Annotated in this window: 17 protein-coding genes and 1 pseudogene; 3 read left to right on the top strand and 15 right to left on the bottom strand. The window is 54.4% G+C overall.

Features of this window, described 5'->3' with window-relative positions; genetic code table 11:
- Nucleotides 1-67: 67 nt before the first annotated feature.
- The 4 genes from NSU18_RS20445 to NSU18_RS20430 form a co-directional block, all read right to left on the bottom strand.
- A complete protein-coding gene (locus NSU18_RS20445; protein ID WP_341015733.1) occupies nt 68-433 on the bottom strand; it encodes a GntR family transcriptional regulator in 366 nt (121 codons plus the stop codon).
- The gene (locus NSU18_RS20440) at nt 430-1,086 is read right to left on the bottom strand and encodes an ABC-2 transporter permease (protein WP_341149909.1); all 657 of its coding nucleotides are present in this window, start codon (nt 1,084-1,086) and stop codon (nt 430-432) included. Before NSU18_RS20440 ends, NSU18_RS20445 begins: the two co-directional genes overlap by 4 nt.
- Nucleotides 1,079-1,933 carry an ABC transporter ATP-binding protein gene (locus NSU18_RS20435; RefSeq protein WP_341149908.1) on the bottom strand — a complete coding sequence of 285 codons (855 nt, stop codon included), beginning with the start codon at nt 1,931-1,933 and terminating at the stop codon, nt 1,079-1,081. Before NSU18_RS20435 ends, NSU18_RS20440 begins: the two co-directional genes overlap by 8 nt.
- Nucleotides 1,934-2,016: 83 nt before the next feature.
- Nucleotides 2,017-3,273 (bottom strand): acyltransferase family protein, encoded by a 1,257-nt coding sequence (locus NSU18_RS20430; protein WP_341149907.1) that lies wholly within the window; start codon nt 3,271-3,273, stop codon nt 2,017-2,019.
- Nucleotides 3,274-3,575: 302 nt separating this feature from the next.
- Here NSU18_RS20430 and NSU18_RS20425 point away from each other — a divergent pair.
- A pseudogene (locus NSU18_RS20425) lies at nt 3,576-4,247 on the top strand (helix-turn-helix transcriptional regulator); the annotation flags it as partial.
- 91 nt (nt 4,248-4,338) lie between these two features.
- On the opposite strand, the gene NSU18_RS20420 reads toward NSU18_RS20425, so the two are convergent.
- The 4 genes from NSU18_RS20420 to NSU18_RS20405 all read right to left on the bottom strand — a co-directional run bounded on the left by NSU18_RS20420 (nt 4,339) and on the right by NSU18_RS20405 (nt 7,745).
- Nucleotides 4,339-5,361, bottom strand: coding sequence for an alpha/beta hydrolase family protein (locus NSU18_RS20420; RefSeq protein ID WP_445321816.1), 1,023 nt, complete (start codon nt 5,359-5,361; stop codon nt 4,339-4,341).
- Entirely contained in the window at nt 5,358-6,008 is a 651-nt protein-coding gene (locus NSU18_RS20415) for a GNAT family N-acetyltransferase (protein ID WP_341015727.1), read from the bottom strand. Before NSU18_RS20415 ends, NSU18_RS20420 begins: the two co-directional genes overlap by 4 nt.
- Nucleotides 6,005-6,790 carry a MerR family transcriptional regulator gene (locus tag NSU18_RS20410; RefSeq protein WP_341015725.1) on the bottom strand — a complete coding sequence of 262 codons (786 nt, stop codon included), beginning with the start codon at nt 6,788-6,790 and terminating at the stop codon, nt 6,005-6,007. The genes NSU18_RS20415 and NSU18_RS20410 overlap by 4 nt, the downstream gene beginning before the upstream one ends.
- A 64-nt stretch (nt 6,791-6,854) precedes the next feature.
- Complete coding sequence (locus NSU18_RS20405) at nt 6,855-7,745, bottom strand: LysR family transcriptional regulator (RefSeq protein WP_341015723.1); 891 nt, start codon at nt 7,743-7,745, stop codon at nt 6,855-6,857.
- Between the two features lie 136 nt (nt 7,746-7,881).
- Here NSU18_RS20405 and NSU18_RS20400 point away from each other — a divergent pair, with 136 nt between their 5' ends.
- The gene (locus NSU18_RS20400) at nt 7,882-9,030 is read left to right on the top strand and encodes an MFS transporter (RefSeq protein ID WP_341149905.1); all 1,149 of its coding nucleotides are present in this window, start codon (nt 7,882-7,884) and stop codon (nt 9,028-9,030) included.
- 136 nt (nt 9,031-9,166) lie between these two features.
- Here the strand turns inward: NSU18_RS20400 and NSU18_RS20395 are convergent, their stop codons facing one another.
- The 5 genes from NSU18_RS20395 to NSU18_RS20375 all read right to left on the bottom strand — a co-directional run bounded on the left by NSU18_RS20395 (nt 9,167) and on the right by NSU18_RS20375 (nt 15,191).
- Nucleotides 9,167-10,726, bottom strand: a complete 1,560-nt coding sequence (locus tag NSU18_RS20395; RefSeq protein ID WP_341149625.1) for an IS1182 family transposase — start codon at nt 10,724-10,726, stop codon at nt 9,167-9,169.
- Between the two features lie 375 nt (nt 10,727-11,101).
- On the bottom strand, nt 11,102-12,625 hold the full coding sequence (locus NSU18_RS20390) for a malate:quinone oxidoreductase (RefSeq protein ID WP_341149904.1): 1,524 nt from the start codon (nt 12,623-12,625) through the stop codon (nt 11,102-11,104).
- Nucleotides 12,626-12,799: 174 nt separating this feature from the next.
- The gene (locus NSU18_RS20385; RefSeq protein WP_341149903.1) at nt 12,800-14,008 is read right to left on the bottom strand and encodes a hypothetical protein; all 1,209 of its coding nucleotides are present in this window, start codon (nt 14,006-14,008) and stop codon (nt 12,800-12,802) included.
- Nucleotides 14,009-14,135: 127 nt separating this feature from the next.
- Nucleotides 14,136-14,558, bottom strand: a complete 423-nt coding sequence (locus NSU18_RS20380; protein WP_341149902.1) for a hypothetical protein — start codon at nt 14,556-14,558, stop codon at nt 14,136-14,138.
- Nucleotides 14,559-14,642: 84 nt separating this feature from the next.
- A complete protein-coding gene (locus NSU18_RS20375) occupies nt 14,643-15,191 on the bottom strand; it encodes a pyridoxamine 5'-phosphate oxidase family protein (RefSeq protein WP_341015717.1) in 549 nt (182 codons plus the stop codon).
- A 149-nt stretch (nt 15,192-15,340) separates the two neighbouring features.
- On the opposite strand from NSU18_RS20375, the gene pdxR reads away from it, so the two are divergent.
- A complete protein-coding gene (gene pdxR / locus NSU18_RS20370; protein ID WP_341015716.1) occupies nt 15,341-16,774 on the top strand; it encodes a MocR-like pyridoxine biosynthesis transcription factor PdxR in 1,434 nt (477 codons plus the stop codon).
- 22 nt (nt 16,775-16,796) lie between these two features.
- Here pdxR and NSU18_RS20365 read toward each other — a convergent pair whose 3' ends face one another.
- The gene (locus NSU18_RS20365) at nt 16,797-17,063 is read right to left on the bottom strand and encodes a hypothetical protein (protein WP_341015715.1); all 267 of its coding nucleotides are present in this window, start codon (nt 17,061-17,063) and stop codon (nt 16,797-16,799) included.
- Nucleotides 17,064-17,139: 76 nt separating this feature from the next.
- Nucleotides 17,140-17,568, bottom strand: a complete 429-nt coding sequence (locus NSU18_RS20360) for a collagen-like protein (protein ID WP_339221218.1) — start codon at nt 17,566-17,568, stop codon at nt 17,140-17,142.
- Nucleotides 17,569-17,644 lie beyond the last annotated feature (76 nt).

The raw sequence follows: 17,644 nt of genomic DNA, 5'->3' as shown, positions 1-17,644 counted from the left end.
GGCTTTTCTACTCCCCTCAGAAGAGGGAACGCGAAAAGCCTGTTTCTGTGTTTAATGTCTGCGCGCTTCAATAAATCTTCCCCAGCAGTTCGGTAACTTCCTCCAGGGTAAGGCCGAAGGACTTGTAATACTGAATGTCGCTCCCCATCTGCTTCAGGACCATCTCGTTACGAATCCGCAGCATCTCCTCCGGCGTGAATTCGGCGACAAAGCAGCCTTTGCCGGTTACCGTGTTGATCAGCCCGCTCCGCTCCAGCTCCTCCCAGGCCTTCTTCACCGTGATGACACTGACACCAAGTTCCAGCGCGGCCTGGCGGATCGGCGGCAGACAGTAGCCGCTCTCCAGCTCCCCCTGGAGAATCTGCGCGCTGATCTGTTCGTGCAGCTGCTGATAGATCGGCTTCTCGGAGGTGCTGGATATCGTTACATTCATAGAATCTCCACTTTCAGGAATCTCTTCACCGCAATCCGGTAGGCCAGCAGGTTACAGGCAATGAAGATCAGGACGCCGCCGGCCAGAATGGAGAGCTGCAGCCCTGTCCGGTCCAGCCCGGAGCCGTAGAACAGGCTATGCAGCCAAGCATTCTGGATACCAGCCCACTGGACCGCAGCAGCGAACAGGACGGCTGCAACGGTCGATGCCGTGGTCGCTAGACCATACTTATAAGCTGACTTATAGTATATCGGAATGAAGATGAGATTGAAAAGCGCCATCATAATGAAGCACATACCCCAGAAGCCCATATGCGGCGCAAAGAAGAAATATTGCATCTTCGGGTATAGCTGAAATGTAAATATACTGGCAATCATGGCGACCAGCAGATGCATCAGCTCCAGAATGACAAGTACAGTGACTCTGGACTTCACAATATCGCTCTTGGTCACAGGCAGTATGGTGCTGAACATCAGATCATTCTGGCTTTTGAAGCCGCCGAACATGTTCGGTACCGTGATGAAGCAGAAGTACAGCGGGACCAGGAAATAGAGCCAGCCGGGAATCAGCATAAGGCCGCCCATCAGGAAGGGCAAGACGAAGAACCAGGGATTAACGCCTAACTTCAAATCCTTCAGCACCAGATTATACATATACACCCTCCTTTTTGGCAAAGTAGATCATGATGTCATCCAGAGTCGGGATGGCCGTGTTAAGTGTCCAAGCGGAATCAATATCCCGGGTATGGATCAATCCGGTGAAGCCGAAGGAGTTGGTTTTGTAAGAAATCAGGCGGTCCTTCACCCTGCTCAGGTCAGCCTCGCTCCCGCTAATCAGGCGGTAGGATTCCTTGAACTCATTTTTCTCGCTACTTGCCACAATCTGCCCTTGTTCAATGAAGGTGATGTAGTCGGCACAGCGTTCCAGGTCGGAGGTAATATGGGTGGAGAACAGAATGCTAAGCTCCCCGCTGACAATAAGCTCCTGGAAAATATCGAGCAGATCATCCCGGGAGACCGGATCGAGTCCGCTGGTCGGCTCATCCAGAATGAGCAGCTTGGCGCCATGCGACAGAGCGAGAGTCAGGCTGTATTTGACCTTCATCCCGGTAGAGAGCTCGGCAATTTTCTTGTTCTCATCCAGCTTGAACCGCTTCAGATACTTGTAATACGTGTCATCATTCCAGTTCTTATAGAACTTCTTCGTGATTCCCGTCAGCGTCTTTATCCGGCTGCGGGTGTAGAAGTTAATATCGCCGAAGGCGCAGCCGATGTCCTGCTTCAGTTCCATCTCATGCTCCGCAATATTCTTACCCAGAATATGGATCTCGCCGCTGTCCATCTGAATCATATTTAAAATGGATTTGATCGTCGTTGTTTTGCCGGCGCCGTTCACGCCGATGAAGCCCATAATATATCCCTGCTCCAGTTGAAAAGATACGTCTTTGAGCTGAAAATTCGAATATCTCTTATTTAAGTGTCTAACATCCAAAGCCAGCATAACTAACCCCCTCAACAAATTGTGTATTCCGTGTATACACAATGTATCATGGAGATTTCACAAAGTCAACGGTTCAGTGAAGATTAGGCTGCCGCCTCCGCAGGCTTCTCCTTCGGCTTGCGCCGGAAGAACGGCTTGCCCTTGGACCAGTTAATGAACGGCTGCTCGATGAGATAATACGAGAGCGTCGCCGCCGCGTAAGAGATGGCTACAACGGTAAGACTGATGCCCAGCCAGCGCCACACATCCCTGACTCCGGCAAAGTGGTAATCCTGGAGCCCGTACTTCTCGATTAAGGTAATGAACAGATAGTGCCATATGTACAGGCCAAATGACACTTTGGCCGTATACCGGAAAAAGCGGTTATCCAGCACACGTCCGGCGTATCGGCTGAACGGTGCCGAGAACAGCACGATTCCGAACAATATGGCATAGACCGGGAACATATACGGCTGCTGCTGGAGACTGAAGTCGAATTCACCTGCGTGGCGCATCCGCCAGATCAGGAGACCGGCAAGGCCCAGAGCAAGTACTGCGGCAGCATCGAACACGCCGAGCTTGCTGAGCCGTTCCACTCTGGCACGGCGCTGCAGCAAAGCATTCGTTATCCCCGCCGCCAGAATTCCAATGGTGAAATGGCCGAAGAATCCGACAGGATTATATCTCGGCATCCAGAATTTCGCGCCGCCAACCTGGCCGTAGTCCCAGCCCCGGCCCTGCTCGCCCGGCGTGAGCCACTGATGAATGAGCGCATTGGCGGCCAGCACCAGACCGAAGACGGCGACCCAGAACAGGACCGCCTTACCGAAGGAATGCCGCTTGCCGAGCATGAATAACACTGCCATGAAGAGTGGCATCAGCAGATAGCAGATGACCTCGAAGCTGATGGACCAGAGCGGTCCGTTCAAGTCGGAGGGGAAGAACGTGGTGTAGTGGAAGCCCGAGGTGAAGGTGAAGGCTGCTGCAATCCGCCGCCCCAAGTACTCCATCGGAATGTCCAGCCTCCAGGTCAGGAGCAGACACACCAGCAGTGACACGTAGAAGCCTGGCATGATTCTCGCGGCACGGCGCAGAGTGTACGTCCGCAGGCTCGGATACGGCCCGTTACCGAGATACGCACTCCAGAAGGGGAACGACAGCAGGAAACCGCTTAACAGAAAAAACAGACTGACCCCGCTGTTCCCCAGAAGCAGCACGGATTGCAGCTCCTGGAGCCAGGGTTTTTGTGCGGGCATGGTCAGCTTTTGCGACAAGTGATGCAGGATGACTGACAGGCAGGCGATCGCACGAACGCCATCCGCTCCTGTCAGCCGGGTATTGCCCAGACGAATCGTTGACATCAGCTCAAATTCCTCTTTTCATGAGTGAATTCCTGAATATATCGCGCAGACCGGTCTCAGGTACTCTATCTTTCCATATATCAAGGCCAAATCCTTCAACGATTCAAGGCGTCAACGCATAAAATTTTTCAAACCGTGTTTTCTATTCTATTATTGTGAATTATTTGTATTATTGGAGGTTTTAATATAAACAACCGCCGACATTGAGCATAACCGCCTTCGTAAGATAAATGTAGTATAATACACGATAGGTGACGGCATATGTCACCGTTTCATACCCACATCCAGAAAGAGGGAAGCGGATGGACAAGGTCGAACGGCTGATTACCATCATCATGATTCTGCTCAAAAAAGACATTGTGCCCAGCAGTGAATTCGCCCAATTATTCGGCGTGTCCAAACGGACGATTCTCCGCGATATGGAGACGCTCAGTCTGGCGCACATTCCTATATACACTACTCCCGGCGTGCAGGGCGGCTACGGCATTATGGAAGAATACAAGATGGACAAGCGGCTGCTGAGCAGCTCTGACCTGGAGAATATACTGGCTGCACTCGGCGGGCTGGGGCAGATTCTGATCAGCGGGGATGTAGCCATGACGCTCCGCAAAATAGAAGCGATGGTAAGTCCCACCGCTCCTAAAGGGTCCGTTCAGCTCTCCTTCTATGATTGGGCGGGCCGCGCTGAGCTTGCCGGAGCCTTGAAGCTCTGTCAGGAAGCCATCGCCGGGCGCAGGCTGCTGACTTTCGGCTACACCGACAGAGCAGGCACCCCGACGGTACGGACGGTGGAGCCTTACCAGCTTCATTTCAGCGAATCGAGCTGGTATCTGAAGGGCTTTTGCCTGGAGCGGATGGGGCCCCGGATGTTCAAGCTCTCCCGGATGGAGCAGCTTGAGCGGAGTGAACAGACCTTCAGCCCCAGAGCAGACATGCTGGAGTGGACGCGGAAGGCAGAAGTTTCGCCGGAGTTAACCGAAGGCATACCGTGAAGAATTCCGTAAGTATCTGCTGGAAATGATGAGCCGGTATACGTAGAAATTACTGCGCGAAGAGAGCGTGCTCTTAATTCAGCTCCTTCAGGAAGTCCTCAATCTGATTCATATAGCCCGGCACGGTGATGTGCCGCGGGGCGAACAGACTGATCATGAGCGCCCGGAAGCTGGAATCCGCCGTCTTCTTGCTCAGCATGGAATGCTCTGCCTCCGGGAAGACAGCGACGCTCAGCAGCCCCGGCAGGATCATCTTGCGGTACACCTGCTCCGTCTCCTGCCAGTCGACATGAATATCCTGCTGGCCCAGCAGCAAGAGTACCGGCGAGCGGAACTGCTTAAGATCCTGCTCGGCATCCGACAGGTAATTCTTGCTGACAAAGGTCCACCGCTCCCTCGTCATCGGGTCATCCTCCTTCACCGCAGCCAGATAGTCTTCATAGCTCGCCTTCCGTGCCAAAAGCTGCTGAACCTCGTTGTTAGCCGCCTCTTCCGCTGCGATCTCGGCTTCCGATTCCCCTTGCTTCAGCATCTGCTGCCGGGTATGATAGGCACCCTGGCGCAGCCAGTTAATGGCCGGGGAGACCAGAATGCTGAAGGCAAGCGGTTCCTTGTCCGCCAGCTTGGGAATCACCCAGCCGGCCTGACTGGCGCCCCACACCCCGATCCGGTCCGGGTCAATGCCCGGCTGCTTCCGGGCCCAGGCAATCGCTGCACGCGCCTCCTCCACCCGGTCGTCGATGCTCTGGTCCAGCCAATGGCCTGCGGAACCGCCGATTCCCCTTTTATCCAGGGACAAGGAGGCATAACCCAGGCTGGCTAACCGCTCCCATAGCGGTTTGTAGCCGTCATCATGCGAGGCATTAATCGGCCCGTCCCCATGGATGAAGAGGACCAGTCCCAGCTTGCCGGAAGACACGGAAGACCCCTTGGGCAACACCAGCTTACCCGTCAGCTCGCCCTCGGGAGACGCAATCCGGATGGCCTGTTCCATCATCTCAAAGCGGTTCTGCTGCACAATGTACACCCCTGCCCCGCCTACCAGCAAAAGCACTGCCACACATAAATAAATCCAAATTTCCCTGGTTCTCATCATTGCTTTCTCAGTCCCCCTTTTTGAACCAGCACCATGTATTCCCATGCCCGCTCGCCCAATAATATGTCCAGGAGCTGCCTGTTCTGACGGGCACTTGTCTGGAAGGACATCCGCTCATAGAGCTGTCTGGCCCGCGGATTGCTAGCTGCAACATGCAGGCTGAGGCGGTCCAGGCCCGGATCGGCAGCCACAACCTCACCGGCCCAGCCAATCAGCATCCGGCCTACCCCCTTGCTGTGGTGGGCCGGACGGACCGCAAGATCGGTAATATAGCACTCGCCGGCCTCGGGGGAATGTTCAAGTACAGCCAGACCGGTCAGCATTCGGACCATGCCCCTTCTGCACAGCAGACTGGATATAGCGGGTAACGGGGGCAGCCGCTTGCCCCTTACCTCCTGGTTCGCCGCAGACTTATACTTTATCCCAATGCTGCCAACCACCTCGCCTTGCTGCAGGGCCACGCTTCTGGGGGAGAACGGTCCAGCCGGAGCATATTCGAGCAGCGCCTCCAGACCTTCAGCCAGCACAGCCTCATTCAGATGCAGCCGTCTGTGGAATTTGATCCGGAACGCCTGGGCCAGCAGCTGGCTTACCGGCCGGTTATACTCCGGCCGCATCGGCTCTATCGTAATCGGGGCTGCGCTCATAAGGAAACCGTTCCTTGCGCAGGTGCTCCCGGCTGAATCAGCGCCTTCAGCTCATAATGCAGCTTACCCGGAGCGAACAGCGACAGATACGACCGTTCAATCACCACCAGGGGTCCAACCAGCTTGATGGCTTGTGCAACCGCATAGGTCAAGAAATGATTACACTGTTCTTCAAGCTCCTCCTCCTGAATCACACATTGGCAGATCAGATACTCCCCGCCCGGAAGCGTCAGGTCGCCTGGGGCCAGCACCTCCAGATATAAGGTCACGGTATCCTGCTCATCTGCCACATAATAAATATCCGATTCGAACAGATCCGGTATCCCTGCCGCCTGCTCCGCCAACAGCGCCGCACTGAGCTGACTGTGCGCATCCAGCTTCATCATCTCGGTGAGATAGACCTCAGACTGCTGCACCCGCTGGAAGAGCTCCGCCTGCGAGCTGTAGCTCTGCTCCTCCTCCAGCATCTTGCGGATGAACTGCCGCAGCTCCCGAAGACGCGCCAGCTCCTGTTCAATCCCTTCGAGAGAGTGCTCCAGCAGCCCGCGATGCTGCTCCGGACTATAGCTCATACATTCGTTAATCGACTGAACAGGCACCTCAAGCTTGCGGAGCAGCAGGATATGCGCGAGCTGATACACTTGATCCATACTGTACATTCTGTACTGATTCTCACCGGTATACGCAGGTTGCAGAACACCCTTCTCTTCAAAATACCGGATTTGGTGGACCGACACATTCATGAGCTTGGCCAGTTCACTAATCGTTATTTCATTTCTCATCCTAATCACTCCCCGGACTGCGGCTTGGAATATCTCTACGATACACCCTAGGTCTGACCTAAGGTCAAGGGGAGGACTCGAGCTCCCGGGCCAGATGGATAAAAGCTTCAATAGCCGGAGAGAGCCACTTCTCCTCATGCCAGAACATCTGAGTTGCAAAAGATACTGCGGTCAAATCCCATGGCAGGGAGATCAGCTCCCCCCGCTTCAATTCTTCGCTTACGGCCATTTCAGGCAGGATGGCGATGCCCATCCCCAGCTTCGCGCATTGTTTGATAGCTTCTGCGCTGTGAAACTCAAGCTCCGTAATGCCCGCCATCCCCTTCTGCGACAGGCTGCGCTCGAAGAAGGTACGGTAGGAGCAGCCCTGCTCCGTCAGCAGAAAGGTCTCCCCGTGGAAATCCTGGATTGTAAGCACATGACGCGACGCCAGCGGATGATTGGGGGCGGCCAGGAGGCAGAAGCGTTCCTCCCTTATTTTTTCTCCGCAAAATCCGCTCTCGCCCTTCACTTCATCCAGCATGAAGATGACATCGACATCCCCGTCCCGCAGGCTCTGCCTGAGGCTCGGACTCACCAGCGGCAGGAAGATCAGCCGGACTCCGGGATGAAACTGGCGGAACCGGTGCAGCACAGCGGGAAGCCTATAGGTGCATAACGTCTCATCTGCGCTGATTACAATGGTGCCGGTCAGCTCACCAGGCTGCTTGAGGGCGTGCTGCGCCTCCTCCACCATACACAGGATGTTGTCTGCATAACGCAGGAACGTTTTGCCGGTATCGGTTAACGTCACATTTTTACCGAGCCGGTCCACCAGCTTCACTCCCAATTCTTCCTCCAGGGCCTTCATCTGCATTGTAACCGTTGAGGGAACATAGTTCTGCGCTTCGGCGGCGCGGGCGAAATTAAGCGTGGAAGCCAGCGTATAGAAGGTTTTAAGTTGGCGTAATTCCATTCAATGTCACTCCTTCATTCAAAAAAAATGAACGTTTCATTCAGAAACGTTTCTTTGACTTAACCTTAGCAGCATCGTAGAGTGATGACAAGAACGGCGGCCGATTCCGTGATGAATGTACAAGGAGTGGAAGAAATTGCATAACCGATTGACGATCTATATTCTGGCACTTGCCGTTTTTCTGATCGGGACGATTGAATACATTATTACAGGTGTGATTGAGATGATTGCCGCAGATCTTGGCGTATCCACCTCCGAAGTGGGGCTGCTGGTGACCGTATTTGCGTTGTCCGCAGCCATTATTGCACCGGTGCTCATTGCATTGACCATTAATATGGACCGCAAAAAGCTGCTGCTGACCGCCCTCGGCGTATTCATTGCCAGCAATGGTCTGATGCTGCTGAAGCTGCCTTATGAAGCTATGCTGGGGATACGGATTATTCAAGGGGCAAGCGGGGGCATAGCGACTGTAGTCGCCATGGCTGTAGCTACACGGCTCGTGGAGAAGGAGCGCAGAGGCAATGCGATTGGCATTATTCTGATGGGACTGAGCAGCTCGCTGGTTCTGGGTGTTCCTGCCGGTACCTTTTTCAGCGAATACTTTGGGTGGAGGGCTCTATTCATCATCGTCGGGGGGCTTAGCCTTGTTCCGCTGTTCATCATCTCAGCCAAGGTCCCTGCCATAAAAGAAAAAGAAGCCGTCACCCTGAGGATGCAGCTGTCTGTGCTTAAGGATTCCAGAATTGTTACCGCTCTGGCGATCAGCTTATTGTATGTAGGGGGTTACGCTACACTCTTCACTTATATTACCCCCTACCTTCAGGCCGCATCCTCCCTGTCCGTCACCGAAATCAGCGGGGTGCTCTTCCTCGCGGGGGTATGCAGCTTCATGGGCTCCAAGTTAGGCGGGCAATTGGCTGATTCCAAGGGATCGAAGTTCACCATAATGACAGGACTTCTGTTACAGGCAACCACGCTCCTCCTGTTCTCACTAACGGGCGTTCCTGTGATCATCCTCCTCCTGATCCTGATGCTCTTCATGCTGGGCACCTGGAGTATCTCCCCTGCGCAGCAGCTTCTGCTGGTCACCCTGGTTCCCAAGAACCCGGATATGGCCCTGAGCGTAAATACTTCCTTCATCCAGTTCGGATTCGCGCTGGGATCGGGCTTAGGGGGCTATGTGATCAGCCGTACCTCTGTGCTCCACCTGAACTGGTCGGGCCTCGCCGCTGTAGCGGTGGCTCTGATTCTGGCCATCCGGCTGTTCAAGACTCAGAAGGCTTGATCGCACTTGAAGTACTCAGCCGGGGAGATGACACAGCAAGACAAAGGGGCTGTCCCAAAAGTAAATATTCTATAGGTGGAAACAAAACCTGCAACTTTTTCAAAGCTTACCAAGTAAAAAAAGGAGCGATTCTCCGTTATTGGAGGACCGCTTCTTTGCGTTTCTGGTCGTTCGCTGCTTGCTTCAGCAGGTTGTGGGCGAGCGAAAGCCAACCGACCTCCAGCGTCACTTTTTCCAAGCCGCGAAGCAGAAAGCGCCGGAAGCCCCGGTTATTCTTTAATTGTCCAAATACACTTTCCGGCTCCGTCATTCGACGTACGGCCAATAGATAGCCTTCCTCGCTTCGGAGGATTTCTTTCGCCTGTTTCTGGTATCTAAGCCGCTCCAAACTGACTGCGATTTCCCGGTTTCCGCTTCCCTTCGTGCAGTTTTCTTTTAGCGGACAACCTCCGCAGCTTTGACTTTGGTAGTGACGCTTCTTAATTTCGTATCCACTCTCTGTGGTTTCCTTGCTTTCTCGTTGGAAATACAGCGGGTGTCCAGCTAAACACGTCCAACGATCCTCGGATCCGTCGTAGGTCCAGTTCTCGATTTTTCCGACGTCGGCTTTCCAGGCTTTGCTCTTTTCTTTGTGGTAGGTGCTGTATTTCACGACGGCCTGTATCTCGCTCTTTTCCAGATAGGCGTAGTTTTCTTCACTTCCATAGCCGGCATCTGCAATGATCGTCTTTGGAAGTTTCCCGAGGAATTGCTTTGTTTTTTCCAGATGTGGTTCTAAACAGCGGGTGTCACCCGGTCTTTGATGGAGACTGTAGGCCAAAATAAACTGGTTTTCGGTCCCGATCTGTAGATTATAACCTGGCTTCAGTTGGCCATTTCGCATGTGATCTTCTTTCATCCGCATAAACGTTGCCTCTGGATCGGTCTTGCTGAAACTGTTACGGTCCCCAAGCAGCTTTTGATATTGTTCGTACTTCTGCAGTCGAGGGAGCAAATCCTTACGCAACTTCCGAACCGTCTTTTTTAGGGGCGTGTCTTTCGGTTTTTCGGCAAGCTGAGCTTCAAGCTTTTGTACGGCTTGTTCGAGTTTCTCACTGTCCATTTCTGAACCCGTGCGGAGTTCAGCCAGATCTTTGCCCTGGTTCTTTTGTTCTTCCTGCTCTTCCGCTACGTCAATGTCAGCGAATAGGGCCTGTACCTTATCTTGCAGTTTCGCTTTGTGTTTGCTGACCGCTTTGCTCCAGACAAAGGTGTAGCGATTGGCATTCGCCTCAATCTTAGTGCCGTCCACAAAATAATGCTCCAGAGACACGTATTTTTCGTTAGCCAGAAACTGAAGCACGGCGGTAAATACCGTTTCGAGGACATTTCTCATCCGCTGGGAACGGAAGCGATTCAGCGTGCGGAAGTCGGGTCGCTGCCGTCCGGCCAGCCACATGAAGGGAATGTTCTCCCGGACCGCTTTGGCGATTTGGCGAGACGAATAGATTCGCTGAGTGTATGCGTAGATGATGACTTTGGTAAGCATTTTAGGATGGTAGCTGTCACGGCCGCCGCCGGGATAGGCCGCGTCAAAAATGGCGTTGTCCAGCCGGTTGACGGCAGCATTCACGACGCGAACGAGGTGATTTTTCGGGATATCTTCTTCCAGATCCATTGGCAAGCAAAGTTGGTCCATGGTATATTGAATGTACAAAGAAACCTCTCCTTTGAAATGGTTGTGTGGTAACTCCATTTTAACAAAAGAGAGGTTTCTTTGTGTGATTTTAGAAAGATTTGAAGAACCTTTTCCCGCTTAAACAGCGGAGAGGACGGAACGATTGTGGAAAAGCGGCAGCGGTCGCCTTGGTCTCCGGATTTTCACCGTTAAGGGGAATGAAAAAAATCTGGAGAGCACAGCGATTGGAACAACGGTCCGTTCGCGCAGCGTTCACCCAAGTGCTCACGTTGATCCTACTACAAAATAAAGAGCTGTCCCAAGCAGCCACTTCATGGCTTTTGGGACAGCCCCTTTGCATGTATATAAGAGCTGGCAGGCTGGTGGTCAGCTGCACGCCCTCTATTGCTATTGCTACAGATGGTTGACTGCGGCTGGCGGCTCATGTCCATCTGTTCCATTCGTCAGGCCCAGCGTGTGCGCTGCGGAAGCATGAATGTCGTTCAATAGCTGCGGGTTAGCGGACAAGGACATGCCGTAGGCAGGAATCATCTGCCTGATCTTCGGCTCCCACGCCTTGATCTGCTGCGGGAAGCACTTGGTGATGACCTCCAGCATGACAGAGACAGCCGTTGACGCCCCTGGCGAGGCTCCCAGCAATGCGGCGATGGAGCCGTCCGCGCTGCTGATGACTTCCGTTCCGAATTGAAGCATGCCTTTGCCGGCTGCTGTATCCTTAATAATCTGTACCCGCTGGCCCGCCACCACCAGCTCCCAGTCCTCGCTTTTCGCATCCGGGATGAATTCCCGCAGCGCTTCCATGCGCTGTTCTTTGGATAGCATGACCTGCCCGATCAGATACTTGGTCAATGACAGGTTCTTCGCTCCTGCTGCAAGCATCGTAACCAGATTATCCGGCTTGACCGAGGTAATCAGATCGAACATGGAGCCGTATTTCAGGAACTTAGGCGAGAAGCCGGCAAACGGCCCGAAGAACAGGGATTCCTGCTTATCGATCACCCGGGTATCCAGATGCGGAACAGACATCGGAGGCGCACCCACCGCAGCCTTACCGTACACCTTGGCATGATGCTGAGCCACAATCTCCGGCTTCTTGCAGACCATGAACAGTCCGCTTACCGGGAATCCGCCAATCTTTTTGCCTTCCGGGATACCGGATTTCTGTAGCAGGTGCAGGCTTCCTCCCCCGCCGCCGATGAAGACGAACTTGGCGTTATGACGCTCTGTTACGCCGCTGGCGAGATTCTTCACCTTCAGCTCCCAGGAGCCGTCCTGTGCGCGCTTCAGATCATCCACCTGATGATTATATCTAATATCGGTGTTATTGCTCTGCAAGTGGTTGAACAGCATACGGGTCAGGGCGCCAAAGTTGACATCCGTTCCCGAATCGATTTTGGTGGCCGCTATCGGCTGGTCCAGCTTCCGGTTCTTCATCATCAGCGGAATCCATTCCATCAGCCGCCTTGGGTCATCGGAGAATTCCATGCCTTGAAATAGCGGGCTATTTGAAAGCGCTTCAAATCGTTTTTGTAAAAATGCAACGTCCTTCTGTCCTTCCACAAAGCTCATATGCGGCACAGGAACAATGAAATCCTGCGGATTGTGTATTCGTTTCTGGCTTACCAGATAGGACCAGAATTGCTTGGAGAACTGAAATTCCTCGTTCACCTTAATCGCCTTGCTGATGTCGATCGATCCGTCCGGCTGCTCTGTAGTATAGTTAAGCTCGCAGAGTGAGGAATGCCCCGTTCCCGCATTGTTCCATTCCCCTGAGCTTTCCTCCCCGGCACCCGCACGCCGCTCAAACACGGTTATTTGCCAATCCGGTACTAATTCCTTTAACAGTGAACCAAGTGTTGCACTCATGATTCCAGCACCAATTAAAATAACGTCTGTTTTTGTTTGTTGGTTGCTCATATTATACCGTCCTTCTACCCTACGATTTGCAGGAAGGATGCAGGCACTCCTGCTTAGGCGCCATAGCAAGCCAGCGCGGACCAAGTCACACACCGTTTGGATCAATCCTGATCCTAGTTTATCACTAATGAAACTAAATTTTAAGATTTATCTTAATTTTTATAAACTTTTTAATTAATAATCACGGGCCGCATCGAACCAGCCCTGCGCCACTTCCTCTGTTATAGGCTGCCCGATCTGGTGCTCTGACTGGCTGAGCTGCCATACAGCTTCGCCCAGGTCTTCCCTCTCGGTAGTCTCGATGCCCTTCAGTGAATTGAAGCGCAGGGTGAAGGCGGTAATGGCTGCTTCCGCCTCTTCTAGATTGCGGGCCTCCGCCATAGCTGCTTGCGCAGTATCATAGGCTTCGTTCGCCAGCTTGGCCAGACGCTTCGGCCAGGCCGCGAACGGGCGGCCGTATTCGCTCTGCCACCACTCCGGCTTCCTGAGCTGGCTTATGGAGGCATAATCATCCCAAGGGCGGACCTTGGCGCGCGCCTTCATCTGCTGCCGCAGACGTTTGCCTATGGCCTCCTCGACATTGTAGGCGATGAACCGGTCCAGCAGCGGCCATGTATCCAGGGGAGGCAGGCCTTCCAGCTCCGGCATGAAACGGAGCTCCAGGCTGGTCAGCCCGGTAAGGCGGACTAGTGCGTCAAGATCACAGAAGCTGCCCCACAGGCTGAGCGACTCCAGGTTCGGGAATTGCTCCAGACCGTCCAGCGAGATGGGCTGGCCTAAGGGCGGGCTATTCAGCGCCAGGTGAGTCACACCCTGCAGCTCCCCCAGATCCGGCAGCCGGTACGGCGCATCGCTCTTGCGCCGGCTCGTATTCGGTACTAAGGCCAGAGTAGTGGGCAGATGACCGAAAGCTGAGAAGCGGGTCAGATCGCCGGACAAGCTCAGGTTGTACAGCTTCTCCGGCAGGACCAGGCTCAGCTGTCCATTTGCCAGAGGGCCCAGTTTGATGCCCAGGGTATAGATATTCGCCCGGCTACCGTCCAGCGAAGCAGCCTCCGGCAGCACCGGGGTCCAGCTTATATTCTCAATAGGCCGCCGTTCCGCCCATTCCAGGAACCCCGCATCACCGCCGGTATAGCTTATATAACGCGGCCATGGCGAGCCGGCCGGGGTGGCGAAGGGCTCGAAGACGGACCAGTTGATGCGCTCATCCGCAGCGACCAGCACCTCTGCCGGCGGCTTCGACTCCCGGGGGCCGATTGATAAGCTGCCCATACCGGGCTTGCGTTCAAGCGTGTGGCTGCCGGGCCCCGTCAGATCAAGGACATACCGTCCGGGTTCTGTAATCGGAGCCGGGGGAAGAGCTTGGTTATCTGTGGACATTTGCTTCATCCTTTCTACTCGAACCTACCTGTATTCTTAATACTACTAATATTCTCTATACTACCTTTGTTTGCTATTCTAACTCAACCATACGACATCGTGGGGTTCACAGCAAATTTGCCGGCCTCTATCCTTGCTTACATGTGGTCCACAAGCCCCCCTCGCGGCCCATTGTAATCGGTTTTTCGATTACATTTCCATTCGCGCCCCCCTCGCGGCGCATTGTGGTCGGTTTTCCGATTACATTTGCTCCACACGCCTCCACCGAGCGCATTGTAATCGGTTTTTCGATTACATTTCCGTCCGCGCCCCTCTCGCGACGCATTGTAATCGGTTTTTCGATTACATTTCCATTCGCGCCTCCCTCGCGGCGCATTGTGGTCGGTTTTCCGATTACATTTGCTCCACACGCCTCCACCGAGCGCATTGTAATCGGTTTTTCGATTACATTTCCGTCCGCGCCCCCCTCGCGGCGCATTGTGGTTCGTTTTTCGATTACATCCGCCCCAGCAAATCCCCCGCCCCGCACATTGTGTTCCGTTTTTCGCATACATTCGCCCATGCCGCAACGCGAACAAGCCCGGGCCGTTACCGGCCCAAGCGTTCATTCTCTATTCAGTTTGGAGTGCAGCTATCACACACTCTGCCCTTCATTCGTCCCTGGCTTGTACATACTCGCTGCTTCAACCGGATTCTCCTTGGCTGTCAGATGCTGCGGAGTGATCCGGCATACCTGCACCGGCCCGCCGTACACAGCCGAACGGTATTTATCGACATGCTGCTTGGACAACGGCCGATCATAGTAACCGGGCACATATTTGTTCATCATCTCCTGCAATACCTGCGTAGCCTCATCCAGATCCGTCACCGGCTCAGCCTGCCCGAAGACCATCACGCTCATATAGGCGGTATCCGTCTTGGCGGGCACGGGATTCGTAATCGTTCCATACTCCTCACATACTGTGAAGCATACCTCTGAATTCTCACTCATTACCTGATTGCGTCTTCCATCCCCGGCCCCGTGAAAATACAGTTTTCCGTCCATCCATACATAATTCAGCGGCACAACATAGGGACGATCTCCATCCGCTAATCCCAGAAACCCAATTCTCGCCTGCATTAAAAACTGCTCAATCCTCGCCTCATCCTTACATTCCCTGACCTTGTAACGAACCGGATTCATATCAAACCCTCTCCTCCCCGCGTCCTCCGCGTATACGTTATTCGGTAGTATATCAGCTATTGGACTGTGCTAAAATATCCAAAGAGGACGGTTCCGAGCAATCCATAATGAAGATATGGAACCGAAGCTACGACTAGGAGGGATGCCTTATGATGTTCGTCAACCGCAACGATACAAGCCCGATCTGGCAACAACTGCTGAATCAGGCCATTCATAATATTACACAAGGTATCTGGGCGCCGGGCGAGCTGCTGCTCCCTTCCCGTGAACTCGCCGAGCAGCTTGGAGTCTCCCGCTCCACGGTACAGCTCGTCTACGAGGAGCTACTGAGCAGAGGGTATACCGTAACCTCCCGGCGGGGCGGAACACGGGTCAGCCATTTGAAACCGTTCACTGAAGCGGTACAGGAGGAGCCGATGCCGGATGGACCTGTTCCCCCTTCAATTCCCTTGCTTAACTCAGCGGTAGATCAGCTGCAGGATTGGTTCGGAGGCCAGCAGCCTCAGAAGGTAGAGATTGATTTCACCCCCCACGAGCCTTACGTGGATAGAACCTTCCAGAACCACTGGCGGCAATCGCTGCTTCACGCCTCCGCCGCAATGGACGTAGCCGATTGGTCCTATGGCAATCCCTATGGTCTGCTGCCGCTTAGGGAACAGATTCAACGTTACTTGCTGCTTGAGCGGGGCATACGCATTGAGACCGATCAGATTCTGTTGACCTCAGGCGCCCAGCATAGCCTTGACCTGATTGCCCAATCCCTGCTTACGGAGGGGGATACCGTCTCTGTGGAAGATCCCGGCTTCCCTGCGGCCTGGATGGCGATGAATTACCGGCGGATGCAAGTAGCCCCTGTCCCGGTAGACGGGCATGGTCTTGTGGTTGACCAGATCCATCCGGAATCCAGACTGGTGTTCGTTACCCCATCGCACCAGTGCGCTATAGGCTCCGTGATGTCAGAGCCGCGCAGGCAGCAAATGCTGCATCAGGCTGTGCAGGAGCAGCTATGGATTATAGAAGACGGCTATGACAGTGAATTCCGCTACCGCGGCGACCCGCTGCCCACGCTCTATAGCCAAGCGCCGAATAATACCCTGTATCTGATGAGCTTCTCCAAAATGATCGCCCCGGCCATCCGCATCTCGGCGATTGTCGGCCCGGCCCGGGCCATTGCCCAGTTGGCGCGTGTACAGGAGCTAACCTACCGCCACCTTCCGGTGATGGACCAGCTCACCTTGACCCATTTCATCCAGAAGGGGCATTTCATGCGCCATATGCGCAGAGTCCGCAATGTCTACCGCCGCAGACATGAGGCCATCACCAAAGCGATAACCGCAAGCGGTCTTGGCGAGCGGTTCACCCTGAGCGGAGCAGAGACGGGGCTGCATGTATTCCTTGAGGCGGAGCCAGACTACAATGAGGAAGCCATGACCCGGTTAGCGCTGGAGCAGGGGATTCGGGTATACCCGCTTGCCCATTACTGTCTTCAGAGCCGCAGGAAGGGATGGGTGCTGGGATTCGCCAAGGTGGATGAGACCTTGATCGGGCAGGGGATTCACCGGCTGGCCCGGCTGCTCTTATAAGCGTGCTAAGTTAGGGCTTGTCCTAGCTGAACAGTGAAGTAATGCCCAGTCCAGCGAACAGAAGCAGTCCGATTCCAAGCAAAATGCCGCCTATCAGCGAATACCGTACCTCCCGCTGGAACGATGCTGTGCCGGGTCCCCCCGGTGCCGGCCGACCCGGCTGGGCCATACTCTCCAGACGGGTACGCCGGCCTGTGCGCCGCCGCTGATAACCAATAATCAGTAACACTACCCCGAGCAGACTTAAGAAGCTGCCGGGGTAGACGAATGCCATCCACAGGTTGCCCATAGTACACCTCCCTGTTCGTGATCTTGTTGTATACTTAACCAAGTCACGGTACGCCAAACAGGGAGATGCAGCCAGGCTAGAAGCAGGTGAACGAGCTGACCCGGTTCAAATCAACGCCGTAGTATCCCCAGAAGAAGCCGTTCCATCTGAAGCCTGCGACCGAACTTCTGCCCACGAATACCGGGTAGAACCAGAACTGCTCACCATTATTCAGCCAGATATAGGTGTTGCGGAACAGGCAGCCTCTGATGCCTCCGGGGTCAACCGCATAAGCCGTGACCGCCGGTGCTTGCGGTACGAATTGCGGCGGTGGCGCAGTCGGTGCAGCTACTCCTCCCGGTGCACCTCCTGGCGTCCCCGGAAATCCTCCGGGCCCTCCGCCCGGAATCCCCGGCAAACCTGGTATCCCCGGAGTCCCCGGCCCTCCCGGCAAGCCTGGTCCACCCGGAAATCCCGGTATCCCCGGAAATCCTCCGCCGCCTCCCGGCACTGGTATAAATCCCATATCTATCGCTCCTCTCTCGCTTCATTAGGCATAATCATCATATGCATTCGCGGAGAAGATGCCTGGGCGGATGCCC

Origin of the sequence: Paenibacillus sp. FSL H8-0048 (genome assembly GCF_038002825.1) — a bacterium.
In the GTDB taxonomy this organism is placed as follows: Bacteria; Bacillota; Bacilli; order Paenibacillales; family Paenibacillaceae; genus Paenibacillus_AQ.
This window is presented reverse-complemented; position numbering and strand designations above follow the sequence as displayed.

Bases quoted from the DNA above. Each gene is read 5' to 3' on its own strand.
- NSU18_RS20445 (WP_341015733.1), bottom strand. From the start codon at position 433: ATGAATGTAACGATATCCAGCACCTCCGAGAAGCCGATCTATCAGCAG.
- NSU18_RS20440 (WP_341149909.1), bottom strand. From the start codon at position 1,086: ATGTATAATCTGGTGCTGAAGGATTTGAAGTTAGGCGTTAATCCCTGG.
- NSU18_RS20435 (WP_341149908.1), bottom strand. From the start codon at position 1,933: ATGCTGGCTTTGGATGTTAGACACTTAAATAAGAGATATTCGAATTTT.
- NSU18_RS20430 (WP_341149907.1), bottom strand. From the start codon at position 3,273: ATGTCAACGATTCGTCTGGGCAATACCCGGCTGACAGGAGCGGATGGC.
- NSU18_RS20420 (WP_445321816.1), bottom strand. From the start codon at position 5,361: ATGATGAGAACCAGGGAAATTTGGATTTATTTATGTGTGGCAGTGCTT.
- NSU18_RS20415 (WP_341015727.1), bottom strand. From the start codon at position 6,008: ATGAGCGCAGCCCCGATTACGATAGAGCCGATGCGGCCGGAGTATAAC.
- NSU18_RS20410 (WP_341015725.1), bottom strand. From the start codon at position 6,790: ATGAGAAATGAAATAACGATTAGTGAACTGGCCAAGCTCATGAATGTG.
- NSU18_RS20405 (WP_341015723.1), bottom strand. From the start codon at position 7,745: ATGGAATTACGCCAACTTAAAACCTTCTATACGCTGGCTTCCACGCTT.
- NSU18_RS20390 (WP_341149904.1), bottom strand. From the start codon at position 12,625: ATGAGCAACCAACAAACAAAAACAGACGTTATTTTAATTGGTGCTGGA.
- NSU18_RS20385 (WP_341149903.1), bottom strand. From the start codon at position 14,008: ATGTCCACAGATAACCAAGCTCTTCCCCCGGCTCCGATTACAGAACCC.
- NSU18_RS20380 (WP_341149902.1), bottom strand. From the start codon at position 14,558: ATGCGAAAAACGGAACACAATGTGCGGGGCGGGGGATTTGCTGGGGCG.
- NSU18_RS20375 (WP_341015717.1), bottom strand. From the start codon at position 15,191: ATGAATCCGGTTCGTTACAAGGTCAGGGAATGTAAGGATGAGGCGAGG.
- pdxR (WP_341015716.1), top strand. From the start codon at position 15,341: ATGATGTTCGTCAACCGCAACGATACAAGCCCGATCTGGCAACAACTG.
- NSU18_RS20365 (WP_341015715.1), bottom strand. From the start codon at position 17,063: ATGGGCAACCTGTGGATGGCATTCGTCTACCCCGGCAGCTTCTTAAGT.
- NSU18_RS20360 (WP_339221218.1), bottom strand. From the start codon at position 17,568: ATGGGATTTATACCAGTGCCGGGAGGCGGCGGAGGATTTCCGGGGATA.